Annotated in this window: 18 protein-coding genes; 1 reads left to right on the top strand and 17 read right to left on the bottom strand. The window is 46.4% G+C overall.

The genetic code is table 11. The annotated features are described in order from the left end of the window. Nucleotides 1-52: 52 nt before the first annotated feature. The 12 genes from HMPREF1985_RS11845 to HMPREF1985_RS09545 all read right to left on the bottom strand — a co-directional run bounded on the left by HMPREF1985_RS11845 (nucleotide 53) and on the right by HMPREF1985_RS09545 (nucleotide 14,285). Nucleotides 53-169 (bottom strand): peptide-methionine (R)-S-oxide reductase, encoded by a 117-nt coding sequence (locus HMPREF1985_RS11845; protein ID WP_369758579.1) that lies wholly within the window; start codon nucleotides 167-169, stop codon nucleotides 53-55. A gap of 546 nt (nucleotides 170-715) precedes the next feature. Continuing rightward, a complete protein-coding gene (locus tag HMPREF1985_RS09595; protein ID WP_021772406.1) occupies nucleotides 716-991 on the bottom strand; it encodes an HU family DNA-binding protein in 276 nt (91 codons plus the stop codon). Nucleotides 992-1,386: 395 nt separating this feature from the next. Beyond that, the gene (locus tag HMPREF1985_RS09590; protein ID WP_021772405.1) at nucleotides 1,387-2,340 is read right to left on the bottom strand and encodes a magnesium transporter CorA family protein; all 954 of its coding nucleotides are present in this window, start codon (nucleotides 2,338-2,340) and stop codon (nucleotides 1,387-1,389) included. A 248-nt stretch (nucleotides 2,341-2,588) separates the two neighbouring features. Further along, nucleotides 2,589-3,182, bottom strand: a complete 594-nt coding sequence (locus HMPREF1985_RS09585; protein WP_021772404.1) for a lysophospholipid acyltransferase family protein — start codon at nucleotides 3,180-3,182, stop codon at nucleotides 2,589-2,591. A gap of 5 nt (nucleotides 3,183-3,187) precedes the next feature. Beyond that, nucleotides 3,188-3,844 carry a (d)CMP kinase gene (cmk, locus tag HMPREF1985_RS09580; RefSeq protein WP_021772403.1) on the bottom strand — a complete coding sequence of 219 codons (657 nt, stop codon included), beginning with the start codon at nucleotides 3,842-3,844 and terminating at the stop codon, nucleotides 3,188-3,190. Nucleotides 3,845-3,858: 14 nt separating this feature from the next. Further along, nucleotides 3,859-5,166, bottom strand: coding sequence for a 3-phosphoshikimate 1-carboxyvinyltransferase (aroA, locus tag HMPREF1985_RS09575; protein ID WP_040637600.1), 1,308 nt, complete (start codon nucleotides 5,164-5,166; stop codon nucleotides 3,859-3,861). 15 nt (nucleotides 5,167-5,181) lie between these two features. Beyond that, complete coding sequence (locus HMPREF1985_RS09570) at nucleotides 5,182-6,432, bottom strand: NAD(P)/FAD-dependent oxidoreductase (protein WP_021772401.1); 1,251 nt, start codon at nucleotides 6,430-6,432, stop codon at nucleotides 5,182-5,184. Continuing rightward, nucleotides 6,429-7,157: a pseudouridine synthase gene (locus tag HMPREF1985_RS09565; RefSeq protein ID WP_021772400.1), complete on the bottom strand. Its 729-nt coding sequence runs from the start codon at nucleotides 7,155-7,157 to the stop codon at nucleotides 6,429-6,431. Before HMPREF1985_RS09565 ends, HMPREF1985_RS09570 begins: the two co-directional genes overlap by 4 nt. Continuing rightward, nucleotides 7,157-8,419, bottom strand: a complete 1,263-nt coding sequence (locus tag HMPREF1985_RS09560; RefSeq protein WP_021772399.1) for a D-alanyl-D-alanine carboxypeptidase family protein — start codon at nucleotides 8,417-8,419, stop codon at nucleotides 7,157-7,159. The genes HMPREF1985_RS09565 and HMPREF1985_RS09560 overlap by 1 nt, the downstream gene beginning before the upstream one ends. 23 nt (nucleotides 8,420-8,442) lie before the next feature. Beyond that, the gene (locus HMPREF1985_RS09555) at nucleotides 8,443-11,829 is read right to left on the bottom strand and encodes a DNA polymerase III subunit alpha (RefSeq protein ID WP_040637599.1); all 3,387 of its coding nucleotides are present in this window, start codon (nucleotides 11,827-11,829) and stop codon (nucleotides 8,443-8,445) included. Between the two features lie 66 nt (nucleotides 11,830-11,895). After that, nucleotides 11,896-13,560: a ribonuclease J gene (locus tag HMPREF1985_RS09550; RefSeq protein WP_021772397.1), complete on the bottom strand. Its 1,665-nt coding sequence runs from the start codon at nucleotides 13,558-13,560 to the stop codon at nucleotides 11,896-11,898. A 341-nt stretch (nucleotides 13,561-13,901) separates the two neighbouring features. Next, nucleotides 13,902-14,285, bottom strand: a complete 384-nt coding sequence (locus tag HMPREF1985_RS09545) for a GtrA family protein (protein WP_255349306.1) — start codon at nucleotides 14,283-14,285, stop codon at nucleotides 13,902-13,904. A gap of 158 nt (nucleotides 14,286-14,443) precedes the next feature. Here HMPREF1985_RS09545 and HMPREF1985_RS09540 point away from each other — a divergent pair, with 158 nt between their 5' ends. Continuing rightward, nucleotides 14,444-15,241, top strand: coding sequence for a tRNA 2-thiocytidine biosynthesis TtcA family protein (locus tag HMPREF1985_RS09540; RefSeq protein ID WP_021772394.1), 798 nt, complete (start codon nucleotides 14,444-14,446; stop codon nucleotides 15,239-15,241). An 8-nt stretch (nucleotides 15,242-15,249) separates the two neighbouring features. On the opposite strand, the gene HMPREF1985_RS09535 is transcribed toward HMPREF1985_RS09540, so the two are convergent. Genes HMPREF1985_RS09535 through HMPREF1985_RS09515 form a run of 5 tightly spaced genes read right to left on the bottom strand, consistent with a single transcriptional unit; the run spans nucleotide 15,250 to nucleotide 19,023 of the window. Beyond that, nucleotides 15,250-15,987 (bottom strand): 7-carboxy-7-deazaguanine synthase QueE, encoded by a 738-nt coding sequence (locus HMPREF1985_RS09535; protein WP_040637597.1) that lies wholly within the window; start codon nucleotides 15,985-15,987, stop codon nucleotides 15,250-15,252. A gap of 2 nt (nucleotides 15,988-15,989) precedes the next feature. After that, nucleotides 15,990-16,364 (bottom strand): 6-carboxytetrahydropterin synthase QueD, encoded by a 375-nt coding sequence (gene queD / locus HMPREF1985_RS09530; RefSeq protein ID WP_040637596.1) that lies wholly within the window; start codon nucleotides 16,362-16,364, stop codon nucleotides 15,990-15,992. A 47-nt stretch (nucleotides 16,365-16,411) separates the two neighbouring features. Continuing rightward, on the bottom strand, nucleotides 16,412-17,647 hold the full coding sequence (locus tag HMPREF1985_RS09525; RefSeq protein ID WP_021772391.1) for a glycosyltransferase family 2 protein: 1,236 nt from the start codon (nucleotides 17,645-17,647) through the stop codon (nucleotides 16,412-16,414). A 33-nt stretch (nucleotides 17,648-17,680) separates the two neighbouring features. Beyond that, nucleotides 17,681-18,391 carry a CDP-diacylglycerol--serine O-phosphatidyltransferase gene (gene pssA, locus HMPREF1985_RS09520; protein ID WP_040637594.1) on the bottom strand — a complete coding sequence of 237 codons (711 nt, stop codon included), beginning with the start codon at nucleotides 18,389-18,391 and terminating at the stop codon, nucleotides 17,681-17,683. Continuing rightward, a complete protein-coding gene (locus tag HMPREF1985_RS09515) occupies nucleotides 18,391-19,023 on the bottom strand; it encodes a phosphatidylserine decarboxylase family protein (RefSeq protein ID WP_040637593.1) in 633 nt (210 codons plus the stop codon). The genes pssA and HMPREF1985_RS09515 overlap by 1 nt, the downstream gene beginning before the upstream one ends. Between the last annotated feature and the right edge of the window lie 110 nt (nucleotides 19,024-19,133).

Here is a 19,133-nt window from a genome sequence, read left to right as displayed (position 1 = left end):
TGCGTCCACTGGGCTGGGATTCACCAAACAAATGCTTGGAAAAATATTTGGCTCAGTGTAATATAGGATTGACAAACCTACAACGTGAAAAAGTTGGCCATCCACTTCCTGAATCGTACTGATCCGTCGAAACAAAAAGTGGCTGTTCCATCGTCACATCACAGTAAATTCCTTCACAAAACTCATGATCGTAGGTATTGTGAAACGGTGGCTCTTTCGCTTTTTCTGCGTCACTGCGTACTGCAAATCGGTCAATTTCGAGCGCAAAACAGCATCAGATAGCATCACATAAACCGTGTTTCGTTCATGTTCATGCGATGTATTTTTAACTGCACCATGTTTCTTACGCATCTCTTCGATAATCTCATGTGAAATATTTGCATTATCTGAATGATGAATAATGCTTTCCTTGCGTTCATTATAAAGCAGTCAATTTTTTTCAATCTACAATCAAATTGCATTCGAGCGACAACGAACCCCTTCGCATGAGCAGTGCGAAGGGGTTCGTTGCTGTGTATTATATCTTAGGAGAGCTTTAGGCGGTAATCGCTGCATCCACGTAGCAAATTACTGCCCGAACGAAAGCCTAGATATAATATAGCATATATGATAATGAAAATCAATACCTTTTTATAAAAAATTTTACAAGTGCAAAAAAATTAGCAGAGCTTATCCGCATAGGAAGCTCTGCTAATCCAAAGAATAATTCCGCTCTTTAGAATTTTACGCTTGACTTGAATGCCAAACTGTCACTTGCCGCGATCTGAATCTCCGCACCCGTCTGCGGATTGCGCCCTTTACGCGCCTCACGATGCGACTTCTTGAACGTACCAAAGCCAATGAGGCGGATTTCCGCATCAGCCTTTACGCTGTCCTTCACGACCTCGAAGAGTGCGTCAATGACGGCTTTCGTATCCTTCTTCGACGTACCGGCAGCCTCTGCCACCTTGTCTACAAGAATTGCCTTGCTGATAACGTCCTTATTTGCCATGGTTCCAGTCTCCTTTGTCTAAAAGCAGTTGTTTACAACAATCTCTTTTTGCTCTTCGGTTATTATAGCCGACCAATCTGCCACTGTCAACATTTCTCGACGTATTTGCGAGAAAATGCTGTCGATATGACAAAAACGCGCCTAACACGAACTTACTCCTAGTATTGGATGATACGTAGGCTGCAAGCTTCGGACGCGTATGAGTCGTAATGCTTCATGGATATCGACATCATCGCGCTTTCCATCATTTTCGTAGACACACATCGGTGCAACCAAACCAATTTCACCCCCTGGCATATAAACGTATTCTGCATTTTCTACATCACCGTAGATGACGCCATCCCTGAGTTTGGATTCTACAAGCATCATAAAACTCCTAACTTTATTCCGCCCTTTCAAAACATATCCCGACGCCATAATAGATACGTCATAGTGATGCTGATGCCAAATGCGATACACATAACATAGAAAAAACCGTGACTGCTTTCCGCAAATGGAACTGGTACATTCATTCCAAAAAAACTGGAAACAACCGTCGGAATCGCAAGAATAATCGTCACTGCAGCAAGAAATTTCATAACGAGATTCTGATTGTTCGAGATAATCGAGGAAAACGTATCGGCGAGACGAGCCAAGATCTTGCTGTACATTTCAACCATCTCTCGTGCCTGCTTGTTCTCGATGATGACGTCTTCAAGGAGATCCTCGTCTTCTTCATACGCCTTCAAAATAGGTGCTAGGTTATGATTGGTTCGCATCCTTAGGAGCTTATCAAGCACTGCACCATTCGAGCGAATTGCCGCATTGAAATACGTAAGACCTTTTTGTAGTTCCAAGAGACGCAATATCTCACTATTTTTCATATCGTGACGAAGTTGATCCTCAATCTCGTCTGAAAGCTTTGAAATCTGCCGTAAATAGCGAAGAAAATACGTAGCAGATTTATAAAGGATCTGAAAGAGGAACCGTGTTTTCTTGTAGGTACGAAAGAGTCGTGACGTACGTTCATTGAACTCGGTTACGACGGGAGTTTCCTCCAAGCAGACTGTTATGATATATTCATCTGTCACAATAATAGCAAGCGGCAACGCATCATAGCTATCACCACCACGAAATACTGGCACATTTGTCAAAACCATGACCGAATTCTCTTCGACGTCAGTATGTGATCGTTCTTCATCATCAAGTGCCGAACGCAAAAAGTCTGGATCAACCTCAGTCAGATTGCTGACAACTTTCAACTCATACGGCGTCGGATCGACAATGTTGATCCATGCCCCCTTTTCAAGCGTCTTTAAGGTTAACTCCTGCAATGGACCGCTTTCCATGGATTTATAAATCTGAAGCATATAGAAGTGTCTCCTTTCATACGTGGAAGCACTTCATACATTTCTTCACGCTTTAAGCAGGAGAATGTATCGTACTTTCCCGTATTTGATGAAGCATCGATTTGGCTCACACATATCAGGGTGACCATCCATTTTCCTCACCATCCTTTTTCTATCAAAACCTGTATATTCTATACGAAAATCCGCCACTATTATAGTACTGTCTTCACTTACTTGTCCAGCATGCTATGGAAAACAAAATAAAATCTTTATTTCTTAAATGCAGCTCCTTCTTTCAATGCGATAACATGAGTCATCACAGATTGCGAGAACGCAGCAAGCATATCCTTATCCTTGCGATTTCCTTCAAAATGTATTGGCTTCCCTATGAGCAAACGGAGTTTTGGGAATCTTCCGATTCGATCTGTACCGATAATGCATGCTGGTACAACAGGTGCTCCTGTCATTGCTGCAATGAGTCCAATTCCAGCTTCTGCCTTTCCCATCTTGCCTGTACGACTTCGCGTTCCTTCGGGAAAAAGACCAAGGACTTTGCCTGACTTCAGCACTTGAATTGCTGCTTTGATTGCACCGCGGTCCGCTGCACCTCTTTTGACAGGAAATGCATGGCAAGCCCTTATAGCTAAGCCGAATACAGGATGTTCAAACAACTCCAATTTTGCCATATAGCAAACAGGGCGTTCAAGAAAGCACGCGAGAAAAGGAGGATCAAAATTGCTCATATGATTCGCAGCCAAGATGACAGGACCATCCTTTGGAATGTTTTCTCGTCCACGAATGTCGGCGCGAAAGAATACGGTAAAAAATACACTGAACAAAAATTTCATCAATGAATAAAGCATCTAGTTCACCTGCACATTTCCAAAATCTTCTCTACGACTTCATTGATCGACATCCCTGTTGTATCAAGACGCATCGCATCATCTGCTTGTACGAGCGGCGAAATTTCGCGCTCCATGTCAGCTTTGTCGCGTGCTGCAATATCGGCCCGTATATCTGAAAGACGAACCGCATGTCCTTTCTCCTGAAGTTCCTTGCAGCGACGACGCGCACGTTCTTCGATGGACGCAGTGAGGTAAATCTTGACGTCTGCATGGGGCAGAACATTCGTCGCGATATCACGTCCGTCCATCAAAACAGATCCTCGCTCAGCCATCTTTCGCTGCAAAGCGACCATTTTTTCACGGACGGGACCGAGTTTTGCAACCTGTGAAACGAGGTGGCTGACTTTTGGTGTACGAATCGCTTTCGAGACATCCGTACCATCCACTGTCACCGTCGTCGCACCGCCTTCATAATGAAGGTCTACATCAATATCACGCACAACGTCGAGAATAAGCGCATCCGTGATTTCTTGTTTCTGTTGAAGTGCCTTCCATGCAACTCCTCGATACATCGCGCCCGTATCAATATACGTATAGCCTAGCTTCTCAGCTGCAATTCGCGCAACCGTGCTCTTTCCTGCTCCAGCCGGGCCATCAATCGCTACGACAAGCCTTTTCATTGTACGCGCCTCCTCTATTTCTGCTTCACCTGCAGCAGCGTGTCATAGAATGTCGGATAGGATATATTCACACAATCGGGTCGTTCAATCTCGACACCGCGCCCCGCTGCGCCAAGTACAGCAAGCGACATCGCGATGCGATGATCGTCATAGGAAAAACATGTTGCACGTTGCATTCTTTTTCCCCCATGTATAACGAGACCATTTTCCGTGTCTTCGATCGCGCCAGACGCAAACTTATTAAACTGATCGGCAATTGCTTGAATACGGTCTGTCTCCTTAAAGCGAAGCTCGCCCGCTCCCGTGATGATGGTATCTCCTTCCGCAAAAAGTGCCGCAACAGCTAAAATCGGAATCTCGTCGATAAGGCGCGGCATGATTTCGGAACCAAATTCCGTACCTTTGAGCATGCTCGTCTCAACATGTATGTCTGCTGCTTTCTCTCCTCCGCTCGTTCGCTCGTTCTGAATCGTTATTCTTGCGCCCATTGCATGAAGGATATCGAGAATTCCCGTCCGTGTTGGATTGATCCCGACGCCTTTCAGTATCAGATTGCTTTTCGGAATAATCGATCCTGCAACAAGCCAATACGCTGCTGAACTGATATCGCCTGGCACCTCAATGGATCGTGGAGCAACAAGGGTCTTCATCGGACGAACCGTTACGGCCGTACGATTCGTTTCAATAGGAACACCGAATGCCCGCAGCATTTGCTCGGTATGATCACGCGAGGCATGCGGCTCGATAACCGTCGTCGGAGCATCCGCAAAAAGTCCCGCAAGCAAAATGGCCGATTTGACCTGTGCGCTGGCAACGGGGCTGTTATATGCCATACCATGAAGTTTTTTTCCAATCGGCACGATTGCAATGGGTAGTTTTGTATTCTTCTCACGCCCATATATTTGCGCGCCCATCTCACGAAGTGGCTTTATAACGCGTTTCATCGGACGCGTGTGTAGCGACGTATCTCCCGTAAACGTCGAAAGGAATGGCTGCCCCGCTAAGATTCCCATCATGAGCCGCAGCGTCGTTCCCGAATTTCCTGCATCTAAAATCGTCTGTGGCTCGGAAAGTCCGTAAAGTCCATTCCCCGTGACAATAAGTTCATCTTCGCCCAGAAAATCGACTTTAGCACCAAGTGCACGAATACAGGCAACCGTTGACATACAATCCTGTGCATGAAGAAAATTTGAGATATGCACAGGCGTACTGCCGAGTGCGGAAAACATGACACTGCGATGCGATATGGATTTGTCGCCAGGGATGCGAACTTCTCCTCTAAGCCCATGCTTTATTGATGCAATACACTTCGTTTCTTCCATACCGTAATTTCTCCTCTATGCATTTTCGCCACTCCGCGCACTTGCGATTCCTGCAACATATCCCATGGAAAAAGCTGCCTGTAAATTATAGCCGCCCGTATAACCATCGACATCGGCAACTTCGCCAGCGAAATACAATCCGCGTACGAACTTCGACTCCATCGTCTTAGGGTTGATCTCCTTGACCGAAACACCTCCTGCCGTTACGATTGCTTCTGCGAGCGGGCGCGTTTGCTTTATCGTTAGAACGACTTCCTGTAACGTCTCCACGAGGCGATGCCGCTCTTTTGCCGTCACTTGATGAATCGGTTTTTCAGGGTCTAAGTAAGCAAAATCTAAGATTGGCCCAATGAGTTTATGCGGCAAAAGATCGACGAGACCATTTTTTAACGTCTTTCGCCTATATATCCCGAAGTCACGCATGATGCGCATTTCAAGCTTTTCTGGCGTCAAAGCCGGTTTTAAGTTCAGCGCAAGCTCCACGACATGCTTCCCGTCCAAAAACAAGGATGCCGTACGGCTGAGTGAAAGGATGATCGGACCGGTCACACCAAAATGTGTGAACATCATTTCACCGAATTCTTCTGCTGCAGGTTTTCCATCCACAAGAAGCCCTATGCGTACGTTCCGAAGGGAAAGCCCCGTGACGTCATGTACCCATTTCTCTTCTGTCTCAAGCGGTACAAGAGATGGGCGAAGCGGGACAACCGTATGTCCGAGCTCTCTTGCCATGCGGTAGCCGTCCCCTGTCGAACCCGTCTTCGGATAGGAAGCTCCGCCCGTCGCCACGATGACGACATCCGCCTGATAACATGTGCCTGAAACGGTCTGTACGCCACACACACAGCCATGTTGCACCTGGATATGCTCTGCCTCGACCTCTGTCTCAATACGAACGTCCAATTCATGCAAGCGATGCACCATCGCATCAACAACGTCTTTTGCCTTGTCGCTGACGGGAAAGACACGCATTCCTCGTTCAACTTTCGTCGCTACTCCTTGTCCCTCAAAGAACGTGCGAACATCTTCATTCGTAAACTGACGGATTGCGCTGTTCAAAAAAACACCATTTCCAGAAATATTACGGATGATTTCCGAAATATCCGCCGCATTCGTAATATTGCAGCGCCCTTTTCCTGTAATCATCATCTTGCGTCCCGGTATACGCATCTTTTCGAGCAACGTAACCGATGCTCCGTTTTCAGCAGCCTTGATTGCCGCCATCATACCGGCAGGTCCAGCGCCTACGACAAGAATTTCGCTCATCTCAAAAGCCCCGCTAGCAGGCGCAACCTATCTACTTCTCCTTTGGTAAGCAAACGATATGCCCCGCACTTTACTCCATCTAAGGATAGTCCTGCAAAATTTGTGCGCATGAGTGCCCTCACATCACAGCCGACGGCAGCGAACATGCGCCTGACTTGCCGATTGCGTCCTTCGTGAATGATGACTTCTATCTTCGTCAGCCCATTTGTCCGTTCCAACATACGTACTTTTGCCGGTGCGGTCACGCCGTCTTCAAGAGAGATTCCCGTTCGAAGACGTTGCAACGCTGTCTCATCAATCCTACCTTTTACGGTAGCGACGTACGTTTTTTCGACCTCTTGCTTGGGATGAAGGAGACCGTTCGTCAAGGCACCATCATTTGTCAAAAGCAATAGTCCCGTTGTATTATAGTCAAGGCGTCCAACCGGATAGATTCGCAACGCGATCCCTAGGACAAGATCCAATACTGTGCGCCGTCCTCTGTCGTCCTTTGCCGTCGAAAGATATGCTTTCGGTTTGTTCAGCAGGAGGTAGACATGCTCTTCTTCTTGTGCAATAATCCTTCCGTCAACGGCAATCGTACACCGCATCGCGTCTACCTTTATGCCAAGTTCTGTGACAACCGTGCCATTTATCGTGATACGCTTTTCTTTGATGAGTGCTTCAGCTGCCCTTCGCGATGCAATCCCTGACTTGCTGATGATCTTTTGCAGGCGCTCTTCCATCAGCTCCACCTCCCTACAAAAGACTTTATGTATGCAACAATGCGTGCAAAAAAGGATTTTTTCACTACATCCGCATCCGCAACGCAATCGACAGAAGCAATTTCCTGCCCATTCCGCAGGATCATCAGTTTTCCGACTTTATCACCACGAACAACAGGAGCAGAAACTTCGTCCAGTACAAGCTTTTTTTCATATTGCTCCTCCTTGTCCTTTCGCTGTGCAATCGTCAAATCATGTGCCGCGCAGACGGGAATCCTTCCGTGTCCGCCTGAAATTATCATCTCTCCGACTTGTTCGCCCCCCCGTACAATTTGGGCGGGACGTACCAATGAGAATCCATAATCGAGCAATTTGATGGAATCATTCCACATATAAACAGAGTCAAAAACGACTGCAACGAGCTGGATCCCATTTTCTTTCGCCGCAGAAACAAGACAACGCCCCGCTGCATCCGTATAGCCTGTCTTGACGCCATTGCCTCCACGATAAAGCCAAAGCATTTGATTCTCATTGCGCAGGCGGTGCGTTTGATCCTTGACCCAAGCGAAAGAAGCCTCTTTCGTGCTGACGATTTGCTCAAATCCATCAAGTTGATACCCATATGCGGCAATGCGTGCCATATCATATGCCGTCGTGTAATGCGCATCATCGGGAAGACCATTTGCATTGATAAAATTTGTATGAACAGCACCGATCTCATGTGCCTTTTCCGTCATCAAACGTGCAAAAGCAGGAACTGAGCCTGCGATATGTTCAGCTACTGCCACTGTTGCATCGTTTCCAGAATGAAGCATCATACCGTAAAGCAAATCGCCCATTCGGATTTCGTCTCCCGCTTCCAACCAAAGCGTCGACCCTTCCGTACCGGCAGCATGTTTGCTCACCGTCACCATGTCATCGAGATCTGAGTTTTCGAGCGCGATGATGAGCGTCATGATTTTCGTCGTACTCGCAGGATACCGTCTAGCATCTTTGTCACGCTCATATAAAACAAGCCCCGTTGCAGCATCCATGACAATAGCAGAACGTGCTGTAAGATCAGGGAGTTCATCATCAGCTGCGACAACAAGCCCGGGCACGTTGGGTCGCTTCATCTCGCGGATATGGAAAAGGGCTTCCGCCTCCGCCATATGCCACGGGAAAAGAAACGACGTTATGGCAATACTGCTCACAAGCAAAATGCTACAAATTATTTTATATCGCATCAATTTATATGCCCCTAAAACCAAACGTACTCTATCCGTGCTTTCTGCACCAATCATTCTATCATTCACGCTTTGCTGGGTCAACGCTTCCGAATGGCCGTTTTCCCCAAGAGATCTTGCAGGGCTGTAAGCGTTTCTGCTTCATCATCAAGCCAAAATCGTTCCACAGCTTTCTGCCAATGCCCGTTTTGCTGAAAATACGTCACATGTTCACCATGATGTACAGCAAAAAGGGTTTTCATCTTTGCTTGCTTTTCTTCAGATAGTCCTTCATTCGGAAGCGTAATGTAATATTCAGGCAGATACTCGTCCAATGACCATATCTTATCGGCAAGAATCTTGACGCCATCATCCGATACGTCTGTACGTCCCTGTATTACGACAGGTGTGTCGGCTTCGAGCAACCTGACATACTGGTAAAACATACGCGGAAACACCGTAACCTCGACTTGTTCCGTGAAATCCTCAATCTTGGAAAAGCACATCGTTTCCCCTTTGCGCGTCGTGATGCGCTTTGACTCGACGATCAGCCCACCGACCCGAACCAGCGTCTTATCACCGACTTCGCCATCCTTAAGTGCGCTTAAACGACATAGATTCTTCAACTTATCTGCATAAGGATCGAGCGGATGTCCCGTGATATAGAAGCCTGTCGTTTCTTTTTCCCATTCCAATCGCTCTGTTTGCGAAACCTCTTCGATATCCGGCAGATGAAGTTCTGTCGCCTGTTCCACAGTATCCATCGAAAAGAGTCCAACCTGACCGCTCATCACATCTTTTTGTTGCTGCAATGCATCCGTTACTGCGCGAGGCAAGATTGCGAGAAGCTGGCTTCGCTTTGCTCCCATGCTGTCAAACGCGCCACATTTGATAAGGCTTTCCAAGACACGCTTGTTGACCGTTCGCATATCCATGCGTCGGCAAAAATCCAACAAAGAGTGAAACGGGCCACCTTCCTTGCGTGCTTTGACCATTTCTTCAATTGCCGCTTCGCCAACATTGCGCACAGCGCCGAGGCCAAATCGAATCGCCCTTCCATCTACACTGAAGAAAGCTGAACTGGAATTGATGTCAGGCGGCAGAATGGAAATCCCCATGTGACGACAAAGTTCAATATATGTGGGTACTTTTTGTGTATCGATGATGCTTGTAAGCATCGCTGCCATGAACTCTGCTGGATAGTGTGCTTTAAGGTATGCTGTCTGCCATGCAACAAGTGCATACGCTGCACTATGCGATTTATTAAACCCATAGTCAGCAAAGTGCGTCAGCAGATCGAATATTGTATTGGCAAGACCCGTTTCCACACCATTACGTGCACAGCCCTTTAGAAAATTCTCTTTCTGCGCCATCAAGATCTCATGTTTTTTCTTGCCCATCGCACGACGCAACAGATCAGCCTGTCCGAGTGAGAAACCGGCAAGCACTTGTACGATCTGCATAACCTGTTCCTGATAGAGTACGACCCCAAACGTTTCCTTCAAAATCGGTTCCAAGAGCGGATGCATATAAGTGACTTCTTTTTTCCCGTGACGCCCTGCAATAAAGTCTTCGACCATGCCACTCCCAAGCGGTCCCGGTCGGTATAACGCGACGAGCGGAATGAGATCATCGAAACGCTCTGGGGCAAGATCGCGTACTAGATTTGTCATCCCCGAAGATTCCATCTGAAACACCGCACCCGTTCGCCCTTCACAGAGCATTTTGACCGTCTGTTCGTCTTCTAAGGGAATTGCATTGATGTCAATCATTTTATGTCGGCTTTCCTTAATATTGGAAAGCGTATCACTAATGACCGTCAATGTACGGAGCCCAAGGAAATCCATCTTTAGAAGACCGAGTTCTTCGACGTGATCCTTATCGAATTCCGTGACAAGTGTTCCTTTCGATACGGAAACAGGCAAGTAATCTGTCAATGGATTGCGCGCAATCACAACGCCTGCCGCATGCGTCGAAGCATGGCGTGGAAGCCCTTCGAGCTTGCGCGCAAGATCGATAACGCGCTTCACCGTAGAATTCGTCTCATAGAGCGTGCGCAATTCCTTAGAGCCAGCAATCGCTTTATCAATCGTGATTTTTAATTCATTTGGAATCAGCTTTGCAATTTCGGATACTTCCGAAAAGGAAAGTGCCAGCACACGCCCAACATCGCGAATAGCCCCTTTTGCCGCCATCGTACCAAATGTGACAATTTGTGCGACGTGGTCGTAACCATATCGTTTCTTGACATACGCAATGACTTCTTCACGTCGGATGTAGCAAAAGTCAACATCAATATCCGGCATGGTCACACGCTCTGGGTTAAGGAATCGTTCAAAGAGCAATTTGTACTTAAGGGGGTCGAGGTTCGTAATGCCCAGCAGATAAGCAACGATACTTCCTGCAGCAGAGCCGCGTCCCGGTCCTACGGATATGCCGACCTTGTGAGCGTATCGGATAAAGTCCCAAACAATGAGAAAATAGCTGTCATAGCCCATGCGATGAATGATCCCCAGCTCGTACTCAAGCCGCTCGCGCACCTTTTTCGTGCACAAAGGATAACGTGAAGGGATGGCATCCTCGCAAAGTGCACGAAGATACGCCTCATCATCCGGATAGGCCTCCGGAATTGGGTAATACGGAAGCTGGAGATGCCCAAACTCAAAATCAACCTGACAGCGGGCGGCAATTCGTTCCGTATTCGTAATTGCCTCTGGAATTTCAGGAAATAGTGCCGCCATTTCCTTTGGCGATTTCAGATAATAGTCGTCACTATTAAACCGCATACGATCAGGATCATCATACGTTTTTCCCATCTGCACACAAAGTAAGATATCATGGAACTCACTGTCTTCGCGATGGACGTAGTGCAGATCATTCGTCGCGACGAGCCCAACACCATGCTTTTTTGCCAGCAGGATAAGCCCTTCATTCGTTTTGCGCTCCTCAGCAAGTCCATGATTCTGTATCTCGAGGAAAAAATTATCCCTGCCAAAAATGTCGAGATACTCTTTCACGAGAGCATCTGCATACGCCATATTGTCCTGTAATATGGCACGTGGTATCTCACCTGCAATACAGGCAGAGAGACAAATCAGCCCTTCATGATGCTTGCGCAGAAGATCTTTATCAATACGCGGCTTATAGTACATGCCTTGAATATTTGCTTGTGAGACAAGTTGGACAAGATTTCGATAGCCTGTCTGATTTTCCGCCAAAAGAATCAAATGATAGTAACGTACGCCATTTACCTCTTTGCGTTCCCGACATGCACCAGGTGCAAGGTAAACCTCACATCCAATGATAGGCTTTACTCCCTGCTTCTTGGCTTCCTTATAGAAATCAATTACGCCGTACATTGCACCGTGATCCGTAATCGCAATGGAATCCATGCCGAGCTCTTTTGTCGTCCGAATCAGATCGCCAATGCGGCTCGCACCATCCAGCAAACTATATTCCGTATGAACATGTAAATGTGTAAAAGACATTGCTTCACCTCCCATTCAAATAAGAAAATGCCGGAGATCCCTCTCCGGCTTGTCCCATCTTTATGATTAAATCTCCATAATGATCGGGAGGATCATCGGACGGCGGCGCGTTTTTTCAAACAGATACCGCCCCAGTGCATCGCGGACGTTTGCCTTAATGGCCGACCACTCTTTGACATTTTCGTCTTCACAACGATCAAGCGCCTGTTGAACACGTGCGCGTGCCTCCCCCATCAATGCTTCCGATTCACGAACGTAAACAAAACCGCGTGAAACAATATCCGGACCAGAAACGACGCGATTCGTTTGACGGTTCATCGTCACGACAATAATCAAGATTCCGTCCTGTGAGAGCTGGCGACGATCACGCAAAACAATATTTCCAACATCGCCAACACCAAGACCATCTACCATAACCATGCCTGCCGTGACCTTGCCCGCAACCTGTCCCTTTTCGCGTGTAAACTCGAGGACCTGTCCATTTTCACTGATGAAGATATTCTCCTTGGGCATGCCGAGCTCACGTGCAAGATGTGCGTGTTGGACGAGGTGATGATACTCGCCATGAACCGGAATGAAAAACTTAGGCCGTACGAGATTGTGCATGAGCTTTAGCTCTTCACGGCTTGCGTGTCCCGATACGTGAATTCCCTGATTGCGCCCGTAAATGACATCTGCTCCAAGCTTCATGAGATTGTCAATCGTCTTCGACACGAGTTTTTCATTGCCTGGAATCGGCGTTGCAGAAATGATAACCGTATCTCCGGGGACAATGCCGACCTTGCGATGATCTGACATCGACATACGCGTGAGTGCTGACATCGGCTCACCCTGACTGCCCGTGGTGATAATGACCATCTGCTCCATGCGATAGTTATGGATTTCATCAATATCGACAATAGTGCCTTCCGGTGCCTTGATATAGCCAAGTTCAAGCGAAATGTTGACGACGTTGACCATACTGCGACCAAGTACGGCAACGCGGCGTTTGTAACGGACAGCCGTATCTATGACCTGCTGAATGCGGTGAACGTTCGATGAGAACGTCGCAACGATAATGCGTCCGCGTGCACTGTGGAACGCCTTGTCAAAAGCAGCGCCGACCGTGCTTTCACTCGGTGTATGCCCTTCACGCTCAGAGTTTGTGCTGTCTGCCATAAGAACAAGAACACCTTTATTGCCAAGTTCAGAGAACCGGCGAAAATCTGTCATTTTTCCATCGATTGGCGTGTAATCCAACTTGAAATCGCCTGTATGAACGATCATACCGACCGGTGTCTTAATAGAAAGACCAACTGCATCAGGAATCGAGTGGTTGACTCGTATAAATCCGACACTAAAACAGCCAATATTGATGATATCGCCCTGCATGACCGAATGAAGATTGCTCGAATCGACACCATTCTCCTTCAGACGTCCTTCAAGAATGCCGAGTGTCAGTCGCGTGCCGTACACGGGAACGTTGATCTGCTTCAGTACATAAGGCAATGCGCCAATATGATCTTCATGTCCGTGCGTGAGAACAATCGCTTTGATTTTATCGCGATTCTCTAGGAGATAGGTAATATCTGGAATAACAAGATCGATTCCGAGCATATCTTCTTCCGGAAACATAAGCCCTGAATCAATGACAAGAATCTCGTCATCCACACGGACAACCGTCATGTTCTTTCCGATTTCCCCCAATCCGCCCAACGGGATAATCTGTAACTTTTGCGCTCCTTTGGACAAAAAAGTACACCTCCAATGTAAACTTTTAATATTGTCAAGTTCTATGATTTAGTAGAATATAACGTACACAAACATAATAGGATGCCGTCTGACACCTACTGTAAAATTTACACTATGAAATTATATCCGCTCAAATCAGTCTTATTTATTTTATCACCATACGTGGCATAAATCAATGTTTGCGATCCTTTTTCTTGTCTATTCGTACAAAAATGGGCAAGCATTTTCTTCTACGAAGATGGTGCTTGCTCATGAAATCCTATCGACTGCTCAATCCAGTTCCTATATCTACGAGATTTGCGGGATTGACAAATCCACCATGATCCTCAATGCAGTCATGATCAGCACCGTCCAAACGCAAAGAGCTTAACACATAAAAAGGTAATCGGCACGCCGAGCACTGCTGCAATCAAAAAACTCGCGAGCGACGGAAATCCGAGCATATTATAGACAATAGCCACAATGATATTTTGAATGATATAATTAGGGACATAGGAAAGTGCGAATTTGATATAGCGTACAATCGTTATCGTTGTTGGAAAGACGAGCTTGCTGTTTAGAAAATAAGCATTTATATTGCTCAGAATATATCCTATATTGAATGCAAGATTTGCGCTGTCGACCAAGGATTCCATCCCTTTCGCCAAAGCACTGCAAAGAAATGTATTAATACATCCAACGATAAGGAAAATTAAAAATGCACGTGAAAGAAAATGCCGTTTCAAATTATCGAACGAAGCCTGCAATGCACGTTCACTCCTTTACCGATCCGATTCTTGCATGAAATCCGTCGCACATGATATGATACGAAAGTTCTATATCCAGAATACGGACGCATCGCAAATAATCTAAACCCCAATAGCGCATACGGAAGGAAAATCTTATGAAAATCAATATGCCGCAATCGTATTTCAGCAAGCTCATGCGTGCAATCGTCGAATTTGATATGATTGAAAATGGTGACCATATTCTCATCGGCGTGTCGGGCGGCAAGGACAGCATATTTCTTGTCTACGCCCTCGCTGTCATGCAGGAACGTCTCAAAAAAGAATTCAAAGTCTCCGCTTTGACAATCAATCCGATGTTTAAAGGAAAGCATTTCGACACAGAGCGCATTCGCACCTACTGCCAGTCACTTTCCATCCCCTACGACACGATTGACGTCGATATCGCGGGGGCAATTGAAGAGCAAAAAGGAAAAAGCCCTTGCTTTACCTGTGCATTCTTTCGTCGTGGCGCAATGAACCAATATGCGAAATCGCACGGTATGAACAAAGTCGCTTATGCGCATCACAATGATGATGCTGTAGAGACCTTTCTGATGAGTCTATTCTACTCCGGGCAGCTCACGACATTTACCCCTGTCACCTATCTAAATCGCACCAATATAACGGTCATCCGTCCACTCGTCTACTTCCGTGAGCAAGAGCTGCGCGATGCCGTGAAACTTCATGATTTCACACCTGTTCCATCACCATGTCCACACGACGGTGAGACGATACGCCAAACCGTCAAAGAATTAATTGCAAAGCTAGACGATAAAATTCCAACACTTTATGCCCACCTTGCGGCTGGCATGCGTGAAGGAGCACTTGGCGAACTTTGGCCAAAGACGCAATCGCGAAAAGAAATGCGTGAAACGTATTATCGCTACATGGGGACTGCCGCCACAAAGAAATAAGGGGCGTATCATAGCTGTCCGATCAATTTATGTGTTTGTGGGATGACGCGAACATCTGCGAGATGCCCCAAGGCAATCTCCTGAAAGTCTAGAATCTTTTGGGGGGATGCAGCCACACAGCCACCAAATGGCGTTACTGGCTGAATAATGAAGCATGCATATGGTGCGTTTTCACGAACAAGATGAACGGCACGAAAGAATTCTGCTTTTCCCGTTTCATTGCTGACTACGACTTTAACATAAAGATCCTTTTTTTGTGCAACTTGCAGAAATGCCACATGCGCTTCCCACTGGGGAACAGAAAGGATGCTCGGCATCTTAATGTCCATACTGATAATATCGATGTCAGAAAGTATCTCTTGAAGCGGCTTTACGAGCGTGCCGTTTGTCTCAAGAAAAATCGCCGTCTTCCCTTTTATCTTCTTGGCAATGGCTTGAATAAACGCCGCATGAAGAAGCGGCTCTCCTCCCGTAAAACTGACAGCATGATGCGGCAAGTCCACTAGCATCTTACGAATACGTGCCGCTGCCTGCTCCGCGGAAAACGGATTTTGCAGACGAAGAAAACGACGTTTTCCTGCCCGCTCCTCTACCATGCAAAACGGATGCGTATGGGGACGGTTCTCCGTATCGCAGTAGCGACAAGCGAGATTGCACCCTTCCAAACGAACGAACACCTGACGACAGCCAACATATTTTCCTTCGCCTTGAATCGACGAAAAAATCTCAATAATATTTTCCTGCATGTTCAGTCCTTCGTATATGTAACACTCGTCTTCGGCGACTCGAACACGGTAACTGCTGCAAGAGATCCTTTGGGAAGCTCCTCTTTTTTCTCTACAGCCTCGTAGATAATACGTGCTAGGTTTTCCGCCGTTGGATTTACCCCATTTGAAAATGGTGCCAGTTCATTTAAAAAGCGGTGATCGTATGCTTTGAGGATTTCTCCTAAGACGCGCTTCGCCACCTTAAAGTCCAAAAACATTCCAAGTGGATCAAGTTCTGTTCCGCGCAAAGAAAGTTCGACAACCCAGTTGTGTCCATGCAGGCGATCACATTTTCCCGGATAGCCGACGACACGATGGGCAGCTTCAAACGCGCCCTCTACCTTTACAGTATACATTTTTTCTCCCTCATAAAAGAGCCTTCCCCATGAGGGGAAGGCTTTTCTCATTTATCAAACGATGAAGTGTTCTTCACATTGCCAACGATATCCTTCATGCTCATTGCCCTCGTATGCTTTGTATGACTCCACTCGTGTTCATTTCGATGGATAAATCCAAGGAAAATGATTGGGATCCATGAGTAAATGAACACAGGATAGAGCAACATGTAAAGCCATGCTTTCCATTTTGCACGAATCTTAAATAGAATAATCATGGGCAGGATGTACTGTCCAAACACGATTGCCGTCATGAGCTGTGATGGCAAGAACGTATAAATATTCGTATAGAACGGCGGAAAAGCAAGCTGGATATAGCTGATGATGATGAAAATTGTCGAGATCATTAAAAAATGTGGCTGCATAAGATAAATGCACTCATCCCACATACGAATATCCTTGTGTTTCCACCCAGCTTTTAGCATCTTCGGAATAAAGCGATTGCCAACATCAAACTGTCCTTGAGCCCAGCGTCTACGCTGGTTCCAAGACTGCTTAAACGTAAGCGGTTTTTCATCGTAAACGATGGCATCATGTGCCCAGCTCGTCTTGATGCCTTCTGCCATGCACTTCATCGTAAACTCCATATCTTCCGTAAGGCACGTTGCTTGCCAGCCATGGCGCTTCAAAATTTCTACGTCAAAGCACATGCCTGTTCCGCCAAGACAGGCGGAAAGACCAATATTGGATTTCGCAAGATGCGAAATATGACAAATTACCCAAAAAGCAATTGCAAACGTACCCGAAACCCATGTATCATACGGATTCTTTGCATCAAGATAGCCCTGTATGACTTTATCTCCCTTACAGAGACGATTATTCATTTCGAGCAGGAAATTCGGATGAACAAGATTATCTGCATCGAACACGACGACAGCGTCATACTGTTTTTTCATTTTGAACAGACGAGCAAACATCCAATCAAGTGCATACCCTTTGCTCTTTTTCGTTGGGTGAGTACGTTCACAGACGATGGCGCCTGCTTCGCGTGCAATATCGGCCGTATCATCAGAGCAGTTGTCCGCGATGACGTAAGTATCGTACATTCCCTTCGGATAATTTTGCTGTTGGAGATTTTTGACGAGTTGCCCTATGACCGCATGTTCATTGTGTGCTGCAATGATGATAGCAAATGTCTTTTGAGGCGTCAGAATCTTCTTCTCATGTCTCCGCCACATGCCACAAAATCCGATGATAAAGAAATAAAGCGTAAAAAGAAAGATGAGAATCTGCATGGGCACCATGACGATGTCAAAGGGGTGTGTAAACAAAATCCATCAGCCTCTCTTTGCAAACACGGCAAGAAGCGAATTAATAACACCAAGCGAAGCATACGTAACGAATACTGCTACGCCGAGTGCAGGAAAGATCGCTTCTCGTCCCATCCACAGAATTCCCACAAAAAGAACAAGTGAAGCAATCTTTGAAATGAGATAAACGCGTTCTGCTCCATCTCCCTTGAAATTGGGATAATGCACATGACTTACCATAAGCCAACCAACAAATGCCATCAACACGGGATAGACGAGTCCAAACTGCAGAGGATCAATTCCAAGGCTAACAAAGAGAAGCGTCGTCATCGCGATGCAATTCCCACCTGCTGGGATGGCAAGTCCCATGAAATAGCCATGGACGACATCTGCATTGACATTAAAACGTGCAAGCCGCCACATACCACAGACCGCAAAGCATATCACGACTGCAATACCGATAATTCCATGATGCTGTAGGACAAGAACCCATGCAAGAAAAGCAGGCGCTATGCCAAATGAGCCGAGATCACAGAGAGAATCCATCTCTTTTCCCATCTCGCTCGCGACACCAAAGAATCGAGCGGTACGACCATCGAGTCCATCTGCTATGAGTGCGAGCAAAATAAAAATCGATCCAAAAATAAGATTGCCATGATAGGTGGCGAGGATAGAGCACATGCCAAATACGAGATTCATCGAAGTACATAGGTTTGGTAGAAACCTGCGATAGTCCATTACTCTTTTATCCTCCCGATCACCGTTACACCACCCTTGACCTTTTCTCCAACCGCAACGAGAATGGATACGTCACGCGGCATGACGACCTCCAAGCACGAGCCAAAACGTATCATGCCGTATAGTTCCCCTTGTGAGAGTCTATCATCCATTGTAACCCATGATACGATGCGACGTGCTAAAATTCCCGCAATCTGCTTGACTGTAATGCGAATCTTGTCGTTTTCAATGCCAAGCAGATGATGCTCGTTGTCAAAACCAACTTCATCTTTGTATGCGGGACGGAACCGACCACAGTAATACTTTTGGAATTTGATCTCGCCTTGGATTGGACTTCGATTGACATGAACATTGAACACCGACATAAAAATGACGACCTTGTTGCAAGGTTCTTTGATGAAATCGTCCATCTCAACGGGCGTAATCTCCGTCACGGTACCATCTGCAGGAGAAAGTATTGCCTGTTCGTCAATTCGGATCTCACGTTTCGGGTTGCGAAAAAAATAGCAAAAGTATAGTGCTAGGACGAATGGAGGAATCGCCGCGTACGGATGCACGGCAAATCCAAAAATTACGGCAAGCATCAGGCATGCACCGATAAAAGGATATCCCTCACGTACAATAGTAACCAACCAAGCACCTCCTAATAATCCATAATACGATTTTTTTTCGCACTTAGTAGACCGGCAAGATGCCAGCCTACTCAATTCCTGCAATTATTATACGCGATAGCCATTTTTTT

The organism is Mitsuokella sp. oral taxon 131 str. W9106 (genome assembly GCF_000469545.1).
In the GTDB taxonomy this organism is placed as follows: Bacteria; Bacillota; Negativicutes; order Selenomonadales; family Selenomonadaceae; genus AWVT01.
The sequence above is the reverse complement of the archived record's forward strand: the minus strand, read 5'-3'. Positions and strand labels throughout refer to the sequence as shown.